At 71.3% G+C, this 21,875-nt stretch carries 22 protein-coding genes and 1 pseudogene; 12 read left to right on the top strand and 11 right to left on the bottom strand.

Annotation, left to right across the window (positions count from 1 at the left end):
* Window positions 1–84: 84 nt before the first annotated feature.
* The 4 genes from AB0K09_RS10865 to AB0K09_RS10850 form a co-directional block, all read right to left on the bottom strand.
* Window positions 85–561, bottom strand: a complete 477-nt coding sequence (locus tag AB0K09_RS10865; RefSeq protein ID WP_366064996.1) for a MarR family transcriptional regulator — start codon at window positions 559–561, stop codon at window positions 85–87.
* A gap of 99 nt (window positions 562–660) precedes the next feature.
* A complete protein-coding gene (locus tag AB0K09_RS10860) occupies window positions 661–1,428 on the bottom strand; it encodes an AIM24 family protein (protein WP_366064995.1) in 768 nt (255 codons plus the stop codon).
* A complete protein-coding gene (locus AB0K09_RS10855) occupies window positions 1,425–2,075 on the bottom strand; it encodes an AIM24 family protein (RefSeq protein WP_366064994.1) in 651 nt (216 codons plus the stop codon). The genes AB0K09_RS10860 and AB0K09_RS10855 overlap by 4 nt, the downstream gene beginning before the upstream one ends.
* Window positions 2,075–2,713: an AIM24 family protein gene (locus AB0K09_RS10850; protein WP_366064993.1), complete on the bottom strand. Its 639-nt coding sequence runs from the start codon at window positions 2,711–2,713 to the stop codon at window positions 2,075–2,077. Before AB0K09_RS10850 ends, AB0K09_RS10855 begins: the two co-directional genes overlap by 1 nt.
* 158 nt (window positions 2,714–2,871) lie before the next feature.
* Between AB0K09_RS10850 and AB0K09_RS10845 the strand changes: the two genes are divergently transcribed.
* The gene (locus tag AB0K09_RS10845; protein ID WP_366064992.1) at window positions 2,872–3,216 is read left to right on the top strand and encodes a DUF3817 domain-containing protein; all 345 of its coding nucleotides are present in this window, start codon (window positions 2,872–2,874) and stop codon (window positions 3,214–3,216) included.
* Window positions 3,213–3,509, top strand: a complete 297-nt coding sequence (locus AB0K09_RS10840; protein WP_366064991.1) for an MTH1187 family thiamine-binding protein — start codon at window positions 3,213–3,215, stop codon at window positions 3,507–3,509. Before AB0K09_RS10845 ends, AB0K09_RS10840 begins: the two co-directional genes overlap by 4 nt.
* A gap of 3 nt (window positions 3,510–3,512) precedes the next feature.
* On the opposite strand, the gene AB0K09_RS10835 is transcribed toward AB0K09_RS10840, so the two are convergent.
* Window positions 3,513–4,496 (bottom strand): DUF5937 family protein, encoded by a 984-nt coding sequence (locus AB0K09_RS10835; protein WP_366064990.1) that lies wholly within the window; start codon window positions 4,494–4,496, stop codon window positions 3,513–3,515.
* Window positions 4,497–4,575: 79 nt separating this feature from the next.
* Between AB0K09_RS10835 and AB0K09_RS10830 the strand changes: the two genes are divergently transcribed.
* From AB0K09_RS10830 to AB0K09_RS10815, 4 genes and pseudogenes are all read left to right on the top strand, one after another.
* A complete protein-coding gene (locus tag AB0K09_RS10830; RefSeq protein ID WP_366064989.1) occupies window positions 4,576–5,871 on the top strand; it encodes an MFS transporter in 1,296 nt (431 codons plus the stop codon).
* Between the two features lies 1 nt (window position 5,872).
* Window positions 5,873–6,379, top strand: a pseudogene (locus tag AB0K09_RS10825) (MarR family transcriptional regulator); the annotation flags it as partial.
* Window positions 6,380–6,576: 197 nt separating this feature from the next.
* A complete protein-coding gene (locus AB0K09_RS10820; protein WP_366064988.1) occupies window positions 6,577–6,912 on the top strand; it encodes a DUF3817 domain-containing protein in 336 nt (111 codons plus the stop codon).
* Window positions 6,913–7,057: 145 nt separating this feature from the next.
* Entirely contained in the window at window positions 7,058–8,758 is a 1,701-nt protein-coding gene (locus AB0K09_RS10815; RefSeq protein ID WP_366064987.1) for a methylmalonyl-CoA mutase family protein, read from the top strand.
* 38 nt (window positions 8,759–8,796) lie between these two features.
* On the opposite strand, the gene AB0K09_RS10810 is transcribed toward AB0K09_RS10815, so the two are convergent.
* Complete coding sequence (locus AB0K09_RS10810; RefSeq protein ID WP_366064986.1) at window positions 8,797–9,537, bottom strand: MBL fold metallo-hydrolase; 741 nt, start codon at window positions 9,535–9,537, stop codon at window positions 8,797–8,799.
* Window positions 9,538–9,684: 147 nt separating this feature from the next.
* On the opposite strand from AB0K09_RS10810, the gene AB0K09_RS10805 reads away from it, so the two are divergent.
* Window positions 9,685–9,864: a hypothetical protein gene (locus AB0K09_RS10805; protein WP_366064985.1), complete on the top strand. Its 180-nt coding sequence runs from the start codon at window positions 9,685–9,687 to the stop codon at window positions 9,862–9,864.
* A 1-nt stretch (window position 9,865) separates the two neighbouring features.
* Here the strand turns inward: AB0K09_RS10805 and AB0K09_RS10800 are convergent, their stop codons facing one another.
* Window positions 9,866–10,504: a TetR/AcrR family transcriptional regulator gene (locus AB0K09_RS10800; RefSeq protein WP_366064983.1), complete on the bottom strand. Its 639-nt coding sequence runs from the start codon at window positions 10,502–10,504 to the stop codon at window positions 9,866–9,868.
* A gap of 183 nt (window positions 10,505–10,687) precedes the next feature.
* On the opposite strand from AB0K09_RS10800, the gene AB0K09_RS10795 reads away from it, so the two are divergent.
* The 4 genes from AB0K09_RS10795 (at window position 10,688) to AB0K09_RS10780 (ending at window position 14,729) form a co-directional block, all read left to right on the top strand.
* Window positions 10,688–11,650 carry a tetratricopeptide repeat protein gene (locus tag AB0K09_RS10795; RefSeq protein ID WP_366064982.1) on the top strand — a complete coding sequence of 321 codons (963 nt, stop codon included), beginning with the start codon at window positions 10,688–10,690 and terminating at the stop codon, window positions 11,648–11,650.
* A 590-nt stretch (window positions 11,651–12,240) separates the two neighbouring features.
* Window positions 12,241–12,882, top strand: coding sequence for a DUF6230 family protein (locus tag AB0K09_RS10790; RefSeq protein ID WP_366064981.1), 642 nt, complete (start codon window positions 12,241–12,243; stop codon window positions 12,880–12,882).
* A 100-nt stretch (window positions 12,883–12,982) separates the two neighbouring features.
* Window positions 12,983–13,453, top strand: coding sequence for a DUF6114 domain-containing protein (locus AB0K09_RS10785; RefSeq protein ID WP_366064980.1), 471 nt, complete (start codon window positions 12,983–12,985; stop codon window positions 13,451–13,453).
* Window positions 13,443–14,729: a hypothetical protein gene (locus AB0K09_RS10780; RefSeq protein ID WP_366064979.1), complete on the top strand. Its 1,287-nt coding sequence runs from the start codon at window positions 13,443–13,445 to the stop codon at window positions 14,727–14,729. The genes AB0K09_RS10785 and AB0K09_RS10780 overlap by 11 nt, the downstream gene beginning before the upstream one ends.
* Before the next feature lie 85 nt (window positions 14,730–14,814).
* Here AB0K09_RS10780 and pyk read toward each other — a convergent pair whose 3' ends face one another.
* The 3 genes from pyk to pta all read right to left on the bottom strand — a co-directional run bounded on the left by pyk (window position 14,815) and on the right by pta (window position 19,728).
* Window positions 14,815–16,239: a pyruvate kinase gene (pyk, locus tag AB0K09_RS10775; RefSeq protein ID WP_366064978.1), complete on the bottom strand. Its 1,425-nt coding sequence runs from the start codon at window positions 16,237–16,239 to the stop codon at window positions 14,815–14,817.
* Between the two features lie 106 nt (window positions 16,240–16,345).
* Entirely contained in the window at window positions 16,346–17,557 is a 1,212-nt protein-coding gene (locus tag AB0K09_RS10770; RefSeq protein WP_366064977.1) for an acetate kinase, read from the bottom strand.
* 74 nt (window positions 17,558–17,631) lie between these two features.
* Window positions 17,632–19,728: a phosphate acetyltransferase gene (gene pta / locus AB0K09_RS10765; RefSeq protein ID WP_366064976.1), complete on the bottom strand. Its 2,097-nt coding sequence runs from the start codon at window positions 19,726–19,728 to the stop codon at window positions 17,632–17,634.
* 248 nt (window positions 19,729–19,976) lie between these two features.
* Between pta and AB0K09_RS10760 the strand changes: the two genes are divergently transcribed.
* Window positions 19,977–21,002: an ATP-dependent 6-phosphofructokinase gene (locus tag AB0K09_RS10760; protein ID WP_366064975.1), complete on the top strand. Its 1,026-nt coding sequence runs from the start codon at window positions 19,977–19,979 to the stop codon at window positions 21,000–21,002.
* A 128-nt stretch (window positions 21,003–21,130) separates the two neighbouring features.
* On the opposite strand, the gene AB0K09_RS10755 is transcribed toward AB0K09_RS10760, so the two are convergent.
* Window positions 21,131–21,875, bottom strand: a 745-nt coding sequence (locus tag AB0K09_RS10755) for a carbohydrate ABC transporter permease (protein WP_366064974.1), incomplete at its 5' end; no start/stop codon positions are given.

The raw sequence follows: 21,875 nt of genomic DNA, 5'->3' as shown, positions 1-21,875 counted from the left end.
GCCGCAGCCGGAAGCCCTACCAGTACGCGTACTGGTAGGGCTTCCGGCTGCGGCGGGAGTCGCGAAGAGGCCGTGCCGGGCCCCTCAGGCCTTCCCCCGCGTCCCCCGCAAGTGCTCCGCCACCGGCGCAAGGGATTCGCGCAGTGCCTTGAGGTCCTCCGGCGACAGCAGGTCGATGAAGTGCTCGCGCACCGACGCGACATGGTGCGGGGCCACCTCGCGCATCGTGTTCCAGCCCTGTTCCGTCAGGACCGCGAACAGGCCCCGGCGGTCGGACTCGCAGTTCACCCGGCGGACCAGGCCCGCGTTCTCCATGCGGGTGATCTGGTGGGAGAGACGGCTCTTGGACTGGAGCGTGGCCATCGCGAGGTCGCTCATGCGCATCCGGTGCTCCGGCGACTCCGAGAGGTTGACCAGAATCTCGTAGTCGTTGTTGGTGAGGCCGAAGGGCTGGAGATCCCGTTCGAGCTGGTGCATCAGTAGCCGGCTCACTTCCAGGTGGGCACGCCAGGCGCGCTGTTCCTCGTCGCTGAGCCAGCGGGTGCCGTTCTCGGTGTCCATGGATGGATTCTACCTAAGAAGTTGAAAAGCTAACTAATAGGGATACGGTGACCGGAACGAGGGGTCATGCGTTCGACGTCACACTCCGCAGGGTACCGCTCACAGCCCGAAGCGGCGCTGGAGGTCGCCCAGCTGGCCGGGGAGGCGGGGGGTCATTGGCTGGTTTCCACCGCTTCCGTACGGCACGCCCGCCTCGTGCTGCGGCGTCTCGCCGACCGGCTGCTCGTCCATCAGCTGCTCGGTGGACTGCAGCAGCACCGTCCCCGCACCCACGAACTCGAACTGGTGCTCCTCGCCGGACGCACCGCCGAGCCCCGTCAGCCGCCGCACGCCGCCCATGACGCCGCGCAGGTACTGGTGGTCGTAGTGGTGGCAGGGGGACGGGCAGTCCGCCCAGCCCACCAGGGCCTGCGGGTCCACCCGGATCGGCGGTTCGGCGAAGACCACCGGGCCGTTGGAGGCGGCCACGAACTTGCCCGTGCCGATCAACGTCAGAAAACCCGGGATGATCGACTGCTTCAGCGACAGCGACGGCTGGAACGCCAGCAGATTGCCGGACCGCACCGTGAGGTTGCCGTCCTCGAGGTCGTAGGAGTTCACGTCGAACGACCGGTCCGCGAGCAGCATCTTGCCCTGGCCCTCGGCCACCACCCAGTCCGAGGCGTGCAGCGGGGAGTGGAAGCTGCCGGCGATGAGCCGGTCCAGCGGGCCGTGGCCGATGCCGTGGAAGTCGATCCGCCCGTAATAGGCGATCATCTTCCCCTTCTGCAGGAACCACTGGCCCTTGAGGTCGACGCTGAAGGCGTACGGGTTGACGTTGTCGTCGGACGGGAGCGTGCTCGCGTCGTGGATGGCCGGGCCGTTCACAGCTTCTCCTCCGAGGCCTGTACGTACACGATGCCGTTGCCCGAGAGTTCGAGCCGGAACGCCTCGCCGCTGCCGCGGCCGACGACCTCGCGCCAGCCGAGCGCGGCCGACAGCTTGTTGCGCACGTCGCCGCGGTGCGCGACGTACGCCTGCGGGTCCACGTGGACCGGACGCCCGGGCACGATCGGCAGCTCGATGAAGCCGCCGTGCGCCATGACGGCCACCGAGCCGTGGCCCGCCAGCGTCGTGGTGAACAGGCCCTGCCCGGTCACCTGGCCGCGCACCATGCCCATGACGCCGCCCTGCGAGCCCATGAACATCGTGCCCTGCTGCAACGTCCCGTCGAAGGCGAGGAGGCGGTCCGCCTCGACGTAGAGGGTGTCGCCGGTCAGGTCGATCACGTGGACGTGGTGCCCGCCGTGGCCGAACATCACCGTGCCGTTGCCCTCGACCGTCATCAGCGGCGTCGCCTCGTTGGCGATCCGCCGGCCGATCATGCTCATCACGCCGCCCTGCCCGCCGGTGATGCTCGGCGTGAACGAGACGTCGCCCTTGTACGCCAGCATCGCCCCGCGCTGGCTGAACAGCCGCTGCCCGGGCAGTACCTGGGCCTCGACCATCTTCGAGTTCAGAAGCCGGAAGGGCATCAGATGTCGCCCCCGATCGTGTTGCGCTCGCTCGGCTGCACGTACACCAGGCCGTCGCCCTCGAAGCGGATCTGGAAGGCCTCGCCCGAGCCCTCGCCGATGAACGTACGGAAGTTCACCCCCGACTGGAAATGCTGCTTCAGCCGTCCCGTGTGCGCGATGTACGCACCCGGGTCCACCTGGAGCGGCATCTGGGGGGTCACCCGCAGCACGATCGCCGTCCCGTCGGAGAGGATCGCCGCCTGCCCCGAGCCCTCGACGGTCGTGGTGAAGAGGCCATTGCCCTGCGAGGCTCCGCGCAGCCCGGTGAAGGTGGTGCCGGTCCGCAGCGACGAGTCCGTGCAGAGCAGATTGCTCGCCTCCACGTACAGCGTCTCGCCCCGCAGCGTCACGAGGTTGATCTCGCTCGCGCGGTCGGCGAAGTAGCAGGTGCCCTGCCCCTTGACCTCCATCACTTCCATCGCCTCGCCGGTGAGGCGGCGGGTGACCATGCCCCGCAGGCCGTCGCCGCCACCGGTCAACTTCTTGAATGTCATCTCGCCCTCGTACGCGACCATCGAGCCGTTCTTGGCCTTGACCGCGTCACCCGCCATGTCGACGGCGAGGACCTTGCTCCCCTGGAGCCGAAACTGAGCCACGGCCCAGACGCTAGCGGGCGGACATACACATCCAACAGGCCCCTAGCCCGCCGAACGCACCCGGATCGGCCACCGCCCGAGGGGGCTGCGACAATGGGGAAGCTTGTGAAAGCCGTCACAAGCTGTCACCGTACCGCCACGCGTCCGAAAGGTGCCCCGTGGACCTCAAGACCGCCTCCGCCCTGCGCCGGCTCCGCCTTGTCTCCGTCCCGGAGGCTATTTCCTGGCTGCTGCTGATCGTCTGCATCGTGCTGAAGAACACGACCTCGTTCAACGCCGTGCCGGTCATGGGCTGGGTGCACGGCATCTCGTTCATCCTCTACGTCGTCTTCCTGCTCGACGCCTGGAACCGCACCAAGTGGCCCTTCACGCGGGCCGCCCTCGTCTTCGCGCTCTCGATCGTCCCCACGGGCGGCTTCTTCGCCGACCGCATGCTGCGCCGCGAGGCCGAGGCCCAGGTCATCGCCGCTCGCGCCCGCAAGGAAAGCGTGGTCAACGCATGATCGTCGCCTTCTCCGTCACCCCGATCGGCGTCGGCGAGGACGTCGGGGAGTACGTCGCCGAGGCGGTGCGCGTCGTGCGCGACTCCGGCCTGCCGAACCGCACGGACGCGATGTTCACGTCCGTGGAAGGTGAGTGGGACGAGGTCATGGACGTCGTCAAGCGGGCCGTGGCCGCCGTCGAGGCGCGCTGCGGGCGGGTCTCGCTCGTGCTCAAGGCGGACATCCGGGCCGGTGTCACGGACGGGCTGACCTCGAAGGTCGCGACCGTGGAACGGCACCTGGCCGAGGGCTGAGCGTCACGGCCGGGCGACGGCGGACCCCAGCGGTGTCCGCTCGTACAGCACCCGCGTCCCCGACCGCCGCGCCGTGAGCAGCCCCGCGTCCCGCAGCACCCCCAGGTGCGCCGACACCGAGGACAGGGCCAGCCCGTGCCGGCGGGCCAGTTCCGTGGTGGACGCGGGCTCGTCCAGGCCGGCCAGCAGTGCCGCGCGGTTGCGGCCCAGGAGGCGGACGAGCGCCTCGCCCGCGCGGGCGCCGGCGTCCGGCGCCGTCCACAGGCCGGCGATGCCGCGCGCGGGGTAGACGACGGTCGCCTGCCAGGGCTCGTCGAAGCCGCCGATCACCTCCGGCCACGCGAAGACGCTGGGGACGAGCAACAGCCCGTCCCCGCCCAGCGTCCGGTCGTGGCTGCCGCGCCGGGCGATCGTCAGCGTGCCGTCCGCCCACACCAGCGACGGGTGCAGACCGGCGAAGAGCCGCTCCAGGCCGCCCTCCGCCAGGCGCCGCGCGTGGAAGGCCACGTCCGCCTCCAGCAGCTCGCGCAGCCTCGGCCAGTCCGGCGCGAGCAGGGTGTGCCAGACCCTCTCCAGCGTCGCGGTCAGTTCCCGGACCGCGCCGGCCGGATCGGCGAGCATGGCCCGGCCCCGGGGCGAGTCCGCCGCGCCGGGGGTGTCGGCCAGGGACCGGGCGAGCTCGGTGCGCACCCGCTCCGGATCGGTGGCCTGTACACGCGCCAGCTCGGCCTCGAACGACTCCAGCGGGCCGCGCGGCGGCGGGCACAGGAAGTCCGGGTGGTAGCCGCCGTCCGGGACCAGCGGCGTGATCGCGGAGAGGCCGAGCGCCCCCGCCGCCTCCCGCATCCGCCGCAGCCACGGCACGTGGTACGCCTGCCGCTCGGGCCGCAGCAGCGTGTAGACGGCCTGGTGCGTCTCCCACAGCGGGGAGATCCCGAACCGGCACCGCAGCAGGTCCTCCGACCCGAAGCGCATGTGAAACGGCATGCGGCCCCCGCCCCCGTGACTCTTTCGGCTGTGGACGAAAGAGTAGAGGCCGGACCGCCGGCCCGGGAGGCTGGCGCCCATGTCCCCAGCACCCTCCGCGGGTTACCGCGCCGTCTTCGCCGTGCCCGAGTTCCGTACCGTCTTCGCCGCCCACCTCCTCTCCCTCCTCGGTCTCGTCGTCGGGGAGATCGCGCTCTCCGTGCTCGTCTACCGGACGACCGGGTCGCCGCTGCTCAGCGCACTCACCTTCGCCCTCGGCTTCCTGCCGTACGTCCTGGGCGGCACCCTGCTGTCCGGGGTGGCCGACCGCTACCCGGCGCGGCGGGTGCTCGTGGTCTGCGACCTGGTGTGCGCCGCCGGCGGTGCGGCGATGGCGCTGCCCGCCACGCCCGTCGCCGTCCTGCTGGCGCTGCGGTGCCTGCACGCCGCCGTCGGACCGGTGTTCATCGGGACGCGGGCGGCGACGCTCGGGGACATCCTCGGCACCGGCGACCTGTTCGTCCTCGGCCGCTCGCTGCTGCGCGTCGTGACGCAGGGCGCGCAGCTGGCCGGCTTCGCGGCGGGCGGGCTGCTGCTGACGGCCGTGTCCCCGCGCGCCGCACTCGCCGCCACGGCGGCCGGATTCCTCGGCTCCGCGCTGCTGCTGCGCTTCGGAACGCGCCGCCGCCCGGCCCGGGACGGCGCCCGCACCGAAGCCTCCGCCCGGCCGGGCGGTGTCCGTACCCTGCTCGCCGACCGCCGGATACGGGCGCTGCTGCTGCTCTCCTGGCTGCCCCCGTTCTTCCTCGTCGCGCCGGAGTCGCTCGCCGCCCCGTACGCGGACGCGATCGGCGCGGGCACCACGGGCGTGGGGCTGCTGATGTGCGGTATGCCGGTCGGCACGATCCTCGCCGAGGTGCTCGCCGGCTCGCTGCTCGGCCCGCGCGGCCGGGAGCGGATCGCGCTGCCGCTGGCGGCCGCGACCGTACTGCCGTTCCTGGCGTACGTCCTGCGCCCCTCGCTCGGCTGGGCGCTGCTCCTGGTGGCGCTGGCCGGGGCGGGTTCGGCGTACACGCTCGGGGCGGACCAGTGGTTCGTGGCGGCGGTGCCGGAGGAGCTGCGCGGCCGGGCGATGACGCTCCAGGCGGCGGGCATGATGACGATCCAGGGGCTGGGCATGGCGCTGGCGGGCGTCGCGGCGGAGTTCGCGCCCGTCCACGTGGTCGTCGCCGGGGCCGGTCTGCTCGGGACGGCGGTCGGGGGTGCGGTCGTCCGGGAGGTCGTACGGTCCCGCGCGGCGGCCGGTCGCGGTGCCGGGCCAGGGACCGGGATCGGGGCCGGTCCCGGTATCCGAGATGACGCCGGTCAGGATGTGGCCGCCGGGTACGCTCGATGACGTGCCCAAGCCGCTCAGCCTTCCCTTCGACCCCATCGCCCGTGCCGACGAGCTCTGGAAGGAACGATGGGGCTCCGTGCCCTCGATGGCCGCGATCACCTCGATCATGCGGGCCCAGCAGATCCTGCTCGGGCAGGTCGACGCGGTCGTCAAGCCGTACGGTCTGACCTTCGCCCGGTACGAGGCGCTGGTGCTGCTGACGTTCAGCAGGGCGGGGGAGCTGCCGATGTCGAAGATCGGCGAGCGGCTCATGGTCCACCCGACGTCGGTGACCAACACCGTCGACCGGCTGGTCGCCCAGGGGCTGGTCGCCAAGCGCCCCAACCCCAAGGACGGGCGCGGCACGCTCGCGTCGGTGACGGACAAGGGCCGCGAGGTCGTCGAGGCGGCGACGCGCGACCTGATGGCGATGGACTTCGGCCTGGGCTCGTACGGCGCGGAGGAGTGCGGGCGGATCTTCGACATCCTGCGGCCGCTGCGGGTGGCGGCGGGGGACTTCTCGGAGGACCTTCCGGAGGGCCTTGAGGATGGCCTTCAGGATGGCCTTACGGGGAACGCGGACACCCCCTAGTCGGCGGGGCCGCCGAAGATCGGCCGTTTCGGCCGGTTACGCTCGACGGCAGCTGTCATTCCCGGGGGCGACCCCCGAACCCCCGGACCCCCGGCCGTGCGGGCCGACCCGAGACGTAGTGCGAGGAACCTTCGGTGAAAAAGAGCGTGCTGACCCGCTACCGCGTGATGGCCTACGTCACCGGTGTGCTGCTGGTCCTCCTGACGATCGGCGTCATCGCCAAGTACCTGCTGATGATCGACGGGGCGAGCGGCTTCGTCAGCGCCGTCGGCATCGCCCACGGCTGGCTGTACGTCCTCTACCTGGTCTTCGCCTTCGACATGGGCTCCAAGGCGAAGTGGCCCTTCGGCAAGCTCGCCTGGGTGCTGCTCGCCGGCACCATCCCGACGGCGGTCTTCTTCGTCGAGCGCAAGGTCTGCCGCGAGCTGGAGCCGCTGGTCGCCGCCGAGGCGGCGCAGGCCACCGCCTGATCCGGCCCGGTCGGGACCTGACACACCCCGCGGAGCGCCCCGGGCACCTCTTGTGCTCGGGGCTTTCTTGCGCGAAAATTTAGTAGGACGTCCTAGTAATTTTTGATGGACGCGCAACGGGGCGCGGAGAGGCGGGCGACACCAGATGGACGCAGAGGCGATCGCGGCGGGGCGCAGCCGCTGGCAGGCCCGGTTCGACGCGGCGCGCAAGCGGGACGCCGACTTCACCACGCTCTCCGGGGACGCCGTCGAGCCCGCCTACGGACCGCGCCCGGGCGATGTGTACGAGGGCTTCGAGCGCATCGGCTGGCCCGGGGAGTACCCCTTCACCCGGGGTCTGTACGCCACCGGCTACCGGGGGCGGACGTGGACGATCCGCCAGTTCGCCGGCTTCGGCAACGCCGAGCAGACCAACGAGCGGTACAAGATGATCCTGGGCAACGGCGGCGGCGGCCTCTCGGTCGCCTTCGACATGCCCACCCTCATGGGCCGGGACTCCGACGACCCCCGCTCCCTGGGTGAGGTCGGCCACTGCGGCGTGGCCATCGACTCCGCCGCCGATATGGAGATCCTCTTCAAGGACATCCCGCTCGGTGACGTCACCACCTCGATGACGATCAGCGGCCCGGCCGTCCCCGTCTTCTGCATGTACCTGGTCGCCGCCGAGCGGCAGGGCGTCGCCCCGTCCGTGCTCAACGGCACGCTCCAGACGGACATCTTCAAGGAGTACATCGCGCAGAAGGAGTGGCTCTTCCAGCCCGAGCCCCATCTGCGCCTGATCGGCGACCTGATGGAGCACTGCGCGAGCTCCATCCCCGCGTACAAGCCGCTGTCCGTCTCCGGCTACCACATCCGCGAGGCCGGGGCCACGGCCGCGCAGGAGCTCGCCTACACCCTCGCCGACGGCTTCGGCTATGTCGAACTGGGCCTCTCGCGCGGGCTCGACGTCGACGTCTTCGCCCCGGGCCTGTCCTTCTTCTTCGACGCGCACGTCGACTTCTTCGAGGAGATCGCCAAGTTCCGCGCGGCCCGCCGCATCTGGGCGCGCTGGATGAAGGAGGTCTACGGCGCGAAGACCGACAAGGCGCAGTGGCTGCGCTTCCACACCCAGACGGCCGGCGTCTCCCTCACCGCCCAGCAGCCGTACAACAACGTGGTGCGCACCGCCGTGGAGGCGCTGGCCGCCGTCCTCGGCGGTACCAACTCCCTGCACACCAACGCCCTCGACGAGACCCTCGCCCTCCCCAGCGAGCAGGCCGCCGAGATCGCGCTGCGCACCCAGCAGGTGCTCATGGAGGAGACCGGCGTCGCCAACGTCGCCGACCCGCTGGGCGGCTCCTGGTACGTCGAGCAGCTGACCGACCGCATCGAGGCCGACGCCGAGAAGATCTTCGAACAGATCAAGGAGCGCGGGCTGCGCGCCCACCCCGACGGCAAGCACCCCATCGGGCCCATCACCTCCGGCATCCTGCGCGGCATCGAGGACGGCTGGTTCACCGGCGAGATCGCCGAGAGCGCCTTCCGCTACCAGCAGGCCCTGGAGAAGGGCGAGAAGCGCGTCGTCGGCGTCAACTGCCACGAGGGCTCGGTCACCGGCGACCTGGAGATCCTGCGCGTCAGCCACGAGGTCGAGCGCGAGCAGGTCCGCGTCCTGGCCGGCCGCAAGGCCGGGCGGGACGACGCCCGCGTCCGCGCCGGCCTGGAGGCCATGCTGACCGCGGCCCGCGACGGCTCGAACATGATCGGCCCGATGCTGGAGGCGGTACGGGCGGAGGCCACCCTCGGCGAGATCTGCAACGCCCTGCGCGACGAGTGGGGCACGTACACGGAGCCGGCGGGGTTCTGAGGGACGCGGCTACGGGCCGAGCCGGCACCGTAGCCGTGTCACGGCCCCGGCCGCGCGGTCCCCCGCTCGACGCTGCGGGCGAACCGTTCCGCGTACGCCGACGCCAGGTCGCGCAGTGCCGCGCCGCAGGCACCGGTGTAGGCGGGGCCGTGCATCAGGCCCAGCGTCGTGGGCTCCAGCCCGGCCAGGCGGTGCATGACCGGCGCGGTGTCGGCCGTCAGACAGGTCGCGCCGAAGACGTCCTCGGCGGCGAGCGCCGGGCCGACGATCTCGCGCTCGGTCAGCGGGGGAGCGTTGCCGACGGCGGTGAAGAGGTCGCCGCACAGGAGTGTGCCGGTCGTCTCCTCGTACATCAGCCCGGCGTCCCAGCCGTGCGGCACGTGCGGCGTCTCGATGCGCCGCACCCGCTTCCCGCCGAGGTCGAGGACCTGCCCGTCCTCCAGGGGCATCGGCGGCCGGTCCGACATGTCGTTCACCGACACCAGGCACCCCATCCGCCCGTGGGCCACCCGGGCCCGCGGCGCGGCGGTCACCCAGGAGTTCAGCGAGCCGCACTCGTCGGCCTCCACGTGCCCGAACGTGATCCACCGCAGCCGTTCCAGCGGGACGACGCGGTTTAGCGCCTCCGAGACGAGCGGGAAGAGCGCCCGCAGCCCGCAGTGGAAGAGCAGGGGTTCTTCCGCGTCGACGAGGTACTGGTTGAACAGCAGGTCCGCGTCCTCGACGTACGTGGACAACCGGTAGACGTCCGGGGCGATCTCGGTGACCAGCGTTTCCACTCGGCCACTGTGCCGCAGGGCGGGGGCAGGGCCCGGGAAACACGCCGCCTTGCGATCATGATCGGATGATTCACGACACCCTGCACGGGGCCGTGCTCAACCGCTCCGCAGGACATCTACAAGGCGCGGTACGCGGCCCAGGAGGCCATGTTCCGTGCCCAGATGCTCTCGGACGACCCGGCGCTCGTGGAACTCACCGAGCGGGTGCTGGAGTGCGTGACCGAGCTGCACTGGGCCGAGAACCGCCGACAGCTCGACGAGCGCCGGACCGCGTCCCGTCAAGGCATCCGCGACTTCGTCGCGACGGTCACGCCGCACGTGCGGTGAACTATCCCCCCGCCCCCGCCCCCGCCGCCAGCCCGCCGATGAGGAGGGTGGCGAAGCCGCGGGCCCATTCCGGGTCGACCGGTTCCGCGCTGACCAGCGTGCGGTGGACGACCGCGCCCGCGATGACGTCGAAGATGAGGTCCGCCGTGCGGGCCGCCGAGGCCTCGTCGTCCTCGCGGGGGAGTTCGCCGCGGACCTGGGCGCGTTCGCGGCCCAGGAGGACGAGGGACTTCTGGCGGTCGACGATCGCCGAGCGGATGCGGTCGCGCAGGGCGCCGTCGCGGGTGGACTCGGCGACGACGGCCATGAGGGCCGTCTTCGTCTCCGGGCGCTCCAGGAGCGAGGCGAACTGGAGGACGACGCCCTCGATGTCCGCGTGGAGGCTGCCGCGGTCCGGGAGCTCCAGGTGTTCGTCGAAGAGGTCGGCCACCGCGTCCACGACCAGTTCGTTCTTGCCGGCCCAGCGGCGGTAGAGCGTGGTCTTGGCGACGCCCGCGCGCGCGGCGACGTCGCCGAGGGTGAGCTTGCCCCAGCCCAGCTCCACCAGCGCGGCGCGCGTGGCGTCGAGGATCGCCCGGTCGGCCTCGGCGCTGCGCGGGCGGCCGGTGCGGCGCGCGGGGGAGGAGGCGGCGGAACTCATGGCACGGACCCTACCGCCGAGTAGATCTCTTGGACGGGAGGGCTTGCGGAGAGGGCGGGGGGTGCAGTTACGCTACGACTCGTAGCGTAAGAGCGACAACCACGCGATGCCTACGAGATGCCGGGTGGGGACCCGGCGTCGACACTTTTCACATCACCGCGCGCGAGGGGGGAGGATAGGGCCATGCAGCCACGGAACATGTCCATGAGCGGAGTGGTCGACCTCGCCGCGGTGAAGGCCGCCGGGGAAGCCAAGCAGAAGGCCGAGCAGGCGCGCGCCCAGGCGGCGAGCCAGGGCGGTGCCCCCGCCGCCGCGGGCCGCCTCGTCCTCGACGTCGGTGAGGCGGACTTCCAGCTGGAGGTCCTGGAGCGCTCCGCCGAGGTGCCGGTCGTCATCGACTTCTGGGCCGACTGGTGCGAGCCGTGCAAGCAGCTCGGCCCGCTGCTGGAGCGGCTGGCCGAGGAGTACGCCGGCCGTTTCGTCCTGGCCAAGGTCGATGTCGAGGCGAACCAGCTGCTCTTCCAGCAGTTCGGTGTGCAGTCCATTCCCGCCGTCTTCGCGGTGGTGGCCGGCCAGGCCCTGCCGCTCTTCCAGGGCGCGGCGCCCGAGGCGCAGATCCGTCAGGTCCTGGACCAGCTGATCCAGGTCGCCGAGATGCAGTTCGGCATCGTCGGCGCGCCCGTCGAGCCGGGTGCGGCCGGGGAGACCGCCGCCCCCAGGCCCGCCGGCCCGCACGACGCCGCGCTGAGCGCCGCGCACGACGCGCTGGACGCCGGTGACCTGGGCGGTGCGATGCAGGCGTACAAGAACGTGCTGGCCGACGACCCGGTCAACGCCGAGGCGAAGCTGGGCCTGGCCCAGGCGGAGCTGCTCCAGCGGGTCCAGGGCATGGACGCGCAGGCGGTCCGCAAGGCCGCGGCCGACGCCCCGGGCGAGGTGAAGGCGCAGCTCGACGCCGCCGATCTGGACCTGGTCGGCGGTCATGTCCAGGACGCCTTCGGGCGCCTGATCGACATGGTGAAGCGCACCGCCGGCGAGGACCGCGACGCGGCCCGCGTCCGGCTGCTGGAGCTCTTCGAGGTGATCGGCCCGGACGACCCGCGCGTGGCGGCGGCCCGCACGGCCCTGTCGCGGGCGCTGTTCTGACGAACGGCCGACGGACAACGGCCCTTGTGTCCCATGTGACACAGGGACGCCGCTTTACCAAAACTTGGTAATCGGGCTCACCGTTACTGCGAGTAAGGAAAACCCGGGCGTTCGCCCGGGTTTTCCGTTTATCGCCCTCTGTGGCCGGACACGCTGCGGTGCTTATGTGCTGCCTACCGATGCGGTCCGGACGCCCTTCGGTTATGCGCTCGTTACTCGCTAGTAACGAACCCCTTGTGTCACGGCCCACAATGCACCACGATCGGGCCACGCTCGGTCCAACCCCCACCCGGCAGCCGGCCGGTGTGCGGGGCTCGGGTCCCCACCGGGCGGATCGGCGGACCACCCAGTCCGCCGGTCGAAGGAACAGGGGGGTCCCCGCCGTCCCCACGGCGGGGCCTGTTCCGTGGGTTGCGCGAAGGCGTGGCCAAGTGGTTGTCGCTCGGGGGTGATCGCCGGTGTGTCGGGCGCGTTCGGCGCCACCGAATGCTGCGGCGCTCTCCTTCCCGAGGACGTAACGCTTCTCCCCTCCCGGGCACGGGCCGCCGAGGCGTGCCGTGCCGGAGATGTACGTCCGAGAAGGAGGAAACATGAAGTCCCAGGCTCGTGGCGGGACCAGATGGCGGCGCTTCGCCGTCGTCATGGTGCCGAGCGTCGCGGCCACGGCCGCGATAGGCGTGGCCATCGCCCAGGGCGCGCTCGCGGCGTCCTTCAGCGTGTCCGGCCAGCAGTTCCAGGTCACGGCGAAGGAGCTGACCGGCGACGGGTTCGTCCAGTACGGCGCCAATGACGTGACCAAGGCGGGCAACAAGCCCGTCGCCGTGGTCGGCCTCGACTCCGCGAAGATCACCTCGCTGTGTCAGGCGGTCACCATCCCGACCCCCTTCGGCGACGTGTCCATGCTGCTGAAGGCCGGTGACAAGAGCCAGGTCCAGGCGACGAAGCTCTACATCGACGCGGACGAGCTCGCCGCCAACGCCGAGTTCACCAACATCGACATCGGTGTGGCGGTCGACGGCACCACCAAGGGCCCCGGCCCGGCCAAGCCGGACGCCAACGACCCGCGCAAGGGCGGCTACGTCCCGGGCTCGTTCGCCCAGCAGGCCGAGAAGGTGAAGTTCACCAACGTCAACCAGCGCGCGTGGGCGACGACAGCCGGAACGTTCACTCTCCCGGGCCTGCACATGAACGTCAAGATGGGCGGGGCCGAGTGCCCCGTCTACAGCGACTGACGCACCGAACCAGCGGGCACGGGGAGCCGGATCGACCCCGTGCCCGTGCCCCGTTGCACCGCGTACCACCGATTTCGCCAGTCCCGAGGAGCTGTACGACATGAGCGCCGACACGCGACCACGGCTGACCACCTCCTTCGGCAGCAACCGCCGCTCGTTCCGGGACTGGCGGGGCCGACGGCCGTTCTGGGCCGGGCTGTTCACCCTGCTCGCCGGCATCCCGATCATGTACATCCCGTACCAGACCATGACGATCGGCGACCTGAGCATCCGGCTGGCCACCACGGCCGGCGCGGGCTCGCTGATCATCGGCGTGCTGCTGATCGTCCTCGGGCTGACGATGTGGTTCCAGCCGCAGTCGCGGGTGTTCGCGGGGATCGCGGCGATTCTGCTCGCGCTCGTCTCGCTGGTCGTCTCGAACTTCGGGGCGTTCCTGCTCGGCTTCGTCCCGGCGCTGGTCGGCGGCGGGCTCAGCGTGGCCTGGGCGCCGGGCGCACCGCTGCCGGAGCCGGTTGCTCCGGCCCAGGGGGCCACGGGGGAGAGTGCTGACGGAGGGAATCGTGTCGAGTAGTGACCAGTCGGAGACGGGGCGCCCCACCGGGCCGCGTCACGCCGCGCCCAGAAAGCCGCTGCTGGCGCGGCTGAACATGCCGGCGGGCAAGGCGATAGCCCTGGCGGCGATGCCGAGCGCGGTGCTCATGGGCATGGGCCTCACCCCGACGCTCGCCCAGGCCAAGCCCGTGCCGCCGACGAGCCCGTCCCAGGACGGGCACTGCGTGACCGCCCCGGACACCGCCCCGGACGAGCCGAGCGCCACGTCGACGCCCACCCCGACGCCGAGCACGTCGGCGGACAAGGCCGGCAACGCCGGCAAGGCCGCGAAGAAGGGCGACGACGCTCCCGCGGAGCAGCAGAAGTCCGGCGGCGCGGCCCCCGCACCCGCTCCGAAGGTGAAGAGCGGCGGCAAGACGGCCGAGCCGTCCACCTCCCCGTCCCCCTCCGCGTCGCCCTCCCCGTCCCCGTCGCCGTCCAAGAAGAGCGACCCGCTCGACCCGCTGGGCCTCGGCGACCTGCTCGGCAAGGTGCTCACGGGTGGCAAGAGCGACCCGGTGAAGCCGGCGCCCGCACCCGCGCCGTCCGTATCGGCCAAGCCTGCCCCGCCCGCGCCCCCCGCCCCGGCGCCGTCCGCCGGCTCCAGGGCGAAGACGCAGGAGCCGGCGCAGGACACGACGAAGGACACGGCGAAGGACCCCGCGAAGGAGACCAAGCCCGACGCCGCCACGCCGAGCGCCACGCCCTCGCCGTCCGGCAGCCCCTCGCCGAGTGGCAGCCCGTCCGCCGCCGGGACCCCGTCCCCCGACGCCTTCCCCTGCCCGGTGGAGAAGAAGGTCGCCGGCTCGGACGAGAAGACCCCCGTCATCCTGCCCGACCAGCCCTGGTACCTGGAGTCCAGCAGGCTGACGCTCATGGGCCTGGACTACAAGGGCGTCGTCAACGTCACGACGAAGAGCGGTCAGCGCAAGCAGGCACTGAAGTTCACGGCGACGGGCATCGACATCGGCGATCTGCACCAGACCGTGGACGCCCCGGGCGGGAAGAAGTACCACGTCCAGGCGGGCAAGGGCACGACCTCCACCATCCGGCACGGCACGGTGACGATGTACACCGAGCGGCTCCAGGGCAATCTGCTGATCCTCGGGATCCCCATCCCGATCACCTTCGACCCGGAGCACCCGCCGCCGCTCAATCTGCCGTACGTGATCTTCACCAATGTGAAGATCACCCAGGCCGGTCAGTTCGGCGGCACGCTCACCATCCCCCAGCTGCACCAGTACATCACCGGCTGAGCACCGCAGGCCCCGCATACGGCGGGCCCCGCATACGACGACGGCCGCCACCCCTTCCGGGGCGGCGGCCGTCAGCGCGCGTGCGTCAGCGGTTCTCGCCGAGGTGGTGCACCCGCACCATGTTGGTCGTGCCGGGGACACCGGGCGGGGAGCCCGCCGTGATGACCATGGTGTCGCCCTCGTTGTGGCGCTTGAGCTTGAGCAGCTCGGCGTCGACGAGGTCGACCATCGCGTCCGTGTTGTCCACGTGCGGCACGACGTACGTCTCCACGCCCCAGCTCAGCGTCAGCTGGTTGCGGGTCGAGATCTCCGTGGTGAAGGCCAGGATCGGCTGGGCCGCGCGGTAGCGGGACAGCCGGCGGGCGGTGTCGCCGGACTTGGTGAAGGCGACGAGCGCCTTGCCGCCCAGGAAGTCGGCGATCTCGCAGGCCGCGCGGGCGACCGAACCGCCCTGCGTGCGCGGCTTCTTGCCCGGGACGAGCGGCTGGAGGCCCTTGGAGAGCAGCTCCTGCTCGGCCGCCTCGACGATGCGGGACATCGTCTTGACCGTCTCGATCGGGTACGCGCCGACGCTGGACTCGGCGGAGAGCATGACCGCGTCCGCGCCGTCGAGGATCGCGTTGGCGACGTCGGAGGCCTCCGCGCGCGTCGGACGCGAGTTGGTGATCATCGACTCCATCATCTGGGTGGCGACGATCACCGGCTTGGCGTTGCGGCGGCACATCTCGATGAGCCGCTTCTGCACCATCGGCACCTTCTCCAGCGGGTACTCCACCGCCAGGTCGCCGCGCGCCACCATCACACCGTCGAAGGCCATGACGACCTCCGCCATGTTCTCGACGGCCTGCGGCTTCTCGACCTTGGCGATGACCGGGACCCGGCGGCCGACCTCGTCCATGACGCGGTGCACGTCGAGGACGTCCTTGGCGTCGCGGACGAAGGACAGGGCGACCATGTCGCAGCCCATCGCGAGCGCGAACTTCAGGTCCTCGACGTCCTTCTCGGACAGCGCCGGGACGTTCACCGCCGCGCCGGGCAGGTTGATGCCCTTGTGGTCGGAGATGACGCCGCCCTCGATGACGATCGTCTTCACACGCGGGCCCTCGACCTCGGTCACCCGCAGCTCGACGTTGCCGTCGTTGATCAGGACCTGGTCGCCCTTGGCGACGTCGCCGGGCAGGCCCTTGTAGGTCGTGCCGCAGATCGTCCGGTCGCCGGGGACGTCCTCCGTCGTGATGGTGAACTCGTCGCCGCGCACGAGCTCGACGGGGCCGTCCGCGAAGGTCTCCAGGCGGATCTTCGGGCCCTGGAGGTCGGCCAGGACGCCGACCGCGCGCCCGGTCTCCTCGCTGGCCTTGCGCAGACGGTGGTACCGCTCCTCGTGCTCCGAGTGGGTCCCGTGGCTCATGTTGAAGCGGGCCACGTTCATGCCGGCCTCGATCAGCGTCTTCAGCTGGTCGAAGGAGTCGACGGCGGGGCCCAGGGTGCAGACGATTTTGGAACGGCGCATGAGGCAGATCCTATCGGTTTGTTTCGGAGCGGAATATTCGAGCTGTGGGAACGCCCAAGGAACGGATCATGACCTTCCGGCGACCGTTCCCCGACCGTTCCGGCGATCAAGCGCTGACCAGCGCGTACGTCTGAGTGGCGATCTCCAGCTCCTCATCCGTCGGGACGACGGCCACCGCGACCCGCGCGGACTCCGGGGAGATCAGCCGGGCCTCGCCCGACCGCACCGCGTTCAGCCCGGCGTCCACGGCCAGGCCCAGCTCCGCCAGGCCCGCGACCGCCGCCTCCCGCACGGGCGCCGCGTTCTCGCCCACGCCGGCCGTGAAGGCCAGGGCGTCGACCTTGCCCAGGACGGCGTAGTAGGCGCCGATGTACTTCTTCAGCCGGTGCACGTAGATGTCGAACGCGAGCTTCGCCCGCTCGTCGCCCTCGTCGATGCGCCGGCGGATCTCGCGCATGTCGTTGTCGCCGCACAGTCCGATGAGACCGCTCTTCTTGTTCAGGAGCGAGTCGATCTCGTCGATCGACATGCCGGCGTTGCGTGCCAGGTGGAAGATCACGCCCGCGTCGACGTCCCCGGACCGGGTGCCCATGACCAGGCCCTCCAGCGGGGTGAGCCCCATGGAGGTGTCGACGCAGCGGCCGCCGCGCACGGCGGAGACCGAGGCGCCGTTGCCCAGGTGCAGCACGATCACATTGACCTCGGACGGGTCCTTGCCCAGGAGCTTCGCGGTCTCGCGCGAGACGTACGCGTGCGAGGTGCCGTGGAAGCCGTAGCGGCGCACCCGGTGCGCGTCGGCGGTCTCCACGTCGATGGCGTAGCGGGCCGCGGACTCCGGCATCGTGGTGTGGAAGGCGGTGTCGAAGACCGCGACCTGCGGCAGGTCGGGCCGGAGCGCCTGGGCCGTGCGGATGCCGGTGACGTTGGCCGGGTTGTGCAGCGGCGCGACCGGGATCAGCCGCTCGATCTCCGCCATGACCTCCTCGGTGACGACCGTCGGCTCGGTGAACCGCTTGCCGCCGTGCACCACGCGGTGCCCGATGGCCACCAGCTCCGGCGAGTCCAGGCCCAGCCCGTCGGCCGCCAGCTCCTCGGCGACCGCGTTCAGCGCCGCGCCGTGGTCGGCGAAGCGCTCCTCGCGCTCCCGCTTGTCACCGCCGGTGACCAGCGGGGTGTGCGCCAGCCGCGAGATCTCCTCGCCGATGCGCTCGACCAGGCCGACGGCCAGCCGGGAGCCGTCGGTCATGTCGAGCAGCTGGTACTTCACCGACGAGGAGCCGGAGTTGAGGACGAGGACGCGGGTCGCGTTGGCAGTCATGGGGCTTTCCGGTTTGAAGGGTGCGGCGGGTTGTGCGGAGGAGGGGTGCGTAGGGAGGGACGCCACGGCGGCCGTCAGGGTTCGGTGCGCTCGCCGCGCTGTTCGCCCTGCGCCTGGATGGCGGTGATGGCGACGGTGTTGACGATGTCCTGCACCAGGGCGCCGCGCGAGAGGTCGTTCACGGGCTTGCGCAGGCCCTGCAGGACCGGGCCGACCGCGACGGCGCCGGCCGAGCGCTGCACGGCCTTGTAGGTGTTGTTGCCGGTGTTCAGGTCCGGGAAGATCAGCACGGTGGCCTTGCCGGCGACCTCGGAGCCGGGCAGCTTGGTGCGGGCCACGGCCGCGTCCACGGCGGCGTCGTACTGGATCGGGCCCTCGATCTTCAGGTCGGGGCGGCGCTCGCGGGCGATCTCGGTGGCCCGGCGGACCTTGTCGACGTCCGCGCCGGAGCCGGAGGTGCCGGTGGAGTAGGACAGCATCGCGATGCGCGGCTCCACGCCGAACTGCGTCGCCGTCGCGGCGGCCTGGATGGCGATGTCCGCGAGCTGCTCGGCGTTCGGGTCGGGGTTGACCGCGCAGTCGCCGTAGACCAGGACCCGGTCGGCCAGGCACATGAAGAAGACCGAGGAGACGATCTGGGCGCCCGGCGCCGTCTTGATGATCTCGAAGGCGGGGCGGATGGTGGCGGCGGTGGAGTGCACCGCGCCGGAGACCATGCCGTCGGCCAGGCCCTCCTGGACCATCAGGGTGCCGAAGTAGGAGACGTCGGCGACGACGTCGTGGGCCAGCTCGACGGTCATGCCCTTGTGGGCGCGCGCCTTGGCGTAGATCTCGGCGAAGCGCTCGCGCAGCGGCGAGGTCTGCGGGTCGATGATCTGCGCCTCGTTGAGGTCGATGCCCAGCTCGGCGGCGCGCTTGCGGACCGCGTCCTCCTCGCCCAGCAGGGTCAGGTCGCACACGTCGCGGCGCAGCAGCACGTCGGCCGCGCGCAGCACGCGCTCCTCGGTGCCCTCGGGCAGCACCACCCGGCGGCGGGCCGAGCGGGAGCGCTCGATCAGCTCGTGCTCGAACATCATCGGGGTGACGCGGGGGGAGCGGGCCACGGCGATGCGCTCGGTCAGCTCGGCGGTGTTCACGTGCCGCTCGAAGAGGCCGAGGGCGGTCTCGGCCTTGCGCGGCGAGGACGCCTCCAGCTTGCCCTCGATCGCGAAGAGCTCGGCCGCCGTGGGGAAGGAGCCGCCGGGCACCGAGACGACGGGCGTGCCGGGGGCGAGCCGGCCGGCCAGCGCGAGGATGTCCTGGCCGGGGCGCTCGTCCAGGGTGAGCAGCAGACCGGCGATCGGCGGGGCGCCGGCGCTGTGCGCGGCGAGCGCGCCGAGGATCAGGTCCACGCGGTCGCCGGGGGTGACGACGAGGCAGCCCTCGGTCAGGGCGGGCAGGAAGGCGGGCAGCATGGCGCCGCCGAAGACGAAGTCCTTGGCGTCGCGGGAGAGACCCGCGTCGTCGCCGAGCAGCACCTCGGCGCCGAGCTTGTGCACGATCTGGCGCACGGTCGGCGCGGACAGGGCGCTGTCCTCGGGCAGGGCGTAGCAGGGGACGGGCAGGGTCGCGGCGAGCGGCTCGGCGATGGCCTCGCGGTCGGCGGGGGCGACCCGGTTGACGACGAGCGCGACGACGTCGCAGCCCAGCGACTCGTAGGCGCGGAAGGCGTTGCGGGCCTCGGCGCGGACGGATTCGGCGGACTGCTCCTGGCCGCCGACCACCGTGATGACGGAGGCGGCGAACTCGTTCGCCAGGCGGGCGTTCAGGGCGAGCTCGTCGGGGAGGGTGGTGCCGGCGAAGTCGGTGCCGAGCACGAGGACGTACTCGTGGTCGCGGGCGACGGCGTGGTAGCGCTCGACCAGGCGGGAGACCAGCTCGTCGGTGCCGCGCTCGGCCTGCAGGGCGGCCGCCTCGTTGTAGGTGAGGCCGACCACGCTCGCGGCGGGCTGCGCCAGCCGGTAGCGGGAGCGCAGCAGGTCGACCAGGCGGTCGGGCCCGTCGCCGTGGAAGAGCGGGCGGAAGACGCCCACCTTCTCGACATGGCGGGTGAGGAGCTCCATGACTCCCAGCTCGATGACCTGGCGCCCGTCGCCCCGGTCGGTCCCGGTCACGTACACGCTGCGCGTCACGCGTGCTCTCCTTGATCCTTCACCGTGTGTGTCTTCGACAGCTGCTTCGGCATCTGTTTCACCATCTGCGTCACCGTCTGCCGCCAAGAAATACCCGTTAGGGTGGGCTTGACCTCTTGACAATACCTGCGACCGTGGATTAGGCGCTCGTCAGGCAGGTGTCGCCGAGCGGTTCGGCAGTACCCATGGGGTCGTGAAAGAATCGCCTCGGCTCACATGTACCAGTAGCGAGCAGGAGACACAGCACGATGCGCATCGGAGTTCTCACCGCGGGGGGCGACTGCCCCGGCCTGAACGCTGTCATCCGCTCGGTGGTGCACCGCGCGGTCGTCGGGCACGGTGACGAGGTCATCGGCTTCGAGGACGGTTTCAAGGGTCTGCTCGACGGCCGGCACCGCAAGCTCGACCTGGAGGCCGTCAGCGGCATCCTCGCCCGCGGCGGCACGATCCTCGGCTCCTCGCGCCTGGAGCGGGCCCGGCTGCGCGAGGCCTGCGAGAGCTCGAAGGAACTGGCTCGTGAGTACGGCATCGACGTGCTCATTCCCATCGGCGGCGAGGGCACGCTCACCGCGGCCCGCATGCTGTCGGACGCCGGTCTCCCGGTCGTCGGCGTGCCCAAGACGATCGACAACGACATCTCCTCCACCGACCGCACCTTCGGCTTCGACACCGCCGTCGGCGTCGCGACGGAGGCCATCGACCGGCTGAAGACCACCGCCGAGTCCCACCAGCGCGTCATGGTCGTCGAGGTCATGGGCCGCCACGCCGGCTGGATCGCCCTGGAGTCCGGCATGGCCGGCGGCGCCCACGGCATCTGCCTGCCCGAGCGCCCCTTCGACCCGGCCGACCTGGTCAGCATGGTCGAGGAGCGGTTCGCCCGGGGCAAGAAGTTCGCCGTCATCTGCGTCGCCGAGGGCGCGCACCCCGCCGACGGGACGATGGACTACAAGAAGGGCGCCATAGACCAGTTCGGCCACGAGCGGTTCGCCGGCATCGGCACCAAGCTCGCCGCCGAGCTGGAGCGCCGCCTCGGCAAGGAGGCCCGCCCGGTCATCCTCGGTCACGTCCAGCGCGGTGGCACGCCCACCGCTTACGACCGCGTCCTCGCCACCCGCTTCGGCTGGCACGCGGTCGAGGCCGCGCACCGGGGCGACTTCGGCAGGATGACGGCGCTGAAGGGCACCGACATCCGCATGGTGCCGCTGGCGGACGCGATCACCGAGCTCAAGCGGGTTCCGGAGGACCGGATGAACGAGGCGGAGTCCGTCTTCTAGTCCTCCGGTCCTCGCAGCCGGCTGTGACGGCGGCGGGCCGCCCCCCTCCCGGGGAGGCGGCCCGCCGCCGTACTCGTGCGCTCGCAGATGGCCACCCGCCCAGGCCAGGAAGACACCGGTCCCGCCCGTCACCCCTTGACCGCGCCCCCCAGCGCGAAGCCGCCCCCCAGGCGGCGGGCGATGAGTGCGTAGAGGAGGACGACCGGCGTCGAGTAGAGGATCGAGAACGCCGCCAGCTGTCCGTAGGCGACCTGCCCGTAGTTCCCGAAGAAGGTGAAGATGCTGACGGACGCGGGCAGTTTCTCCGGCGACAGCAGCAGCATGAACGGCACGAAGAAGTTGCCCCACATCATGATGAAGCAGTAGATCGTCACCACGGCCAGGCCCGGGCCCATCAGCGGCAGGATCACTCGCACCAGCGTCTCCAGCCGGCCCGCGCCGTCCGTCCAGGCGGCCTCCTCCAGGGCCACCGGGACGCCGTCCATGAAGTTCTTCATCAGCCAGACGGCGAAGGGCAGTTGGGCGGCGGCCAGGAAGAGCGCCGTTCCCGGGACGGTGTCGATCAGGTCGATCCGTACGAACAGCCCGTACACCGGCACCATCACCGCGGTGATCGGCAGACACGTCGCGAACAGCACGCTCAGCAGGTACGGCCTGCTGAACCGCGACCGGTCGCGCGACAGCGGATAGGCGGCGAGCGCCGCGCAGGCGACGGTCACCACGGTCGCCCCGCCGCACAGGACGAGGCTGTTGAGCATGGGCGTGAACGTGATCTCGTCAGTGAGAACGGCCGAGAAGTTGCCGAGCGTCGGTGCACCCGGCGCCCGTACCGACAGGCCCGCCTCCGCGTCCACCGAGGACGTCAGCACCCAC

It is taken from the genome of Streptomyces sp. NPDC049577, assembly GCF_040675635.1.
Taxonomy (GTDB): domain Bacteria; phylum Actinomycetota; class Actinomycetes; order Streptomycetales; family Streptomycetaceae; genus Streptomyces.
The sequence above is the reverse complement of the archived record's forward strand: the minus strand, read 5'-3'. Positions and strand labels throughout refer to the sequence as shown.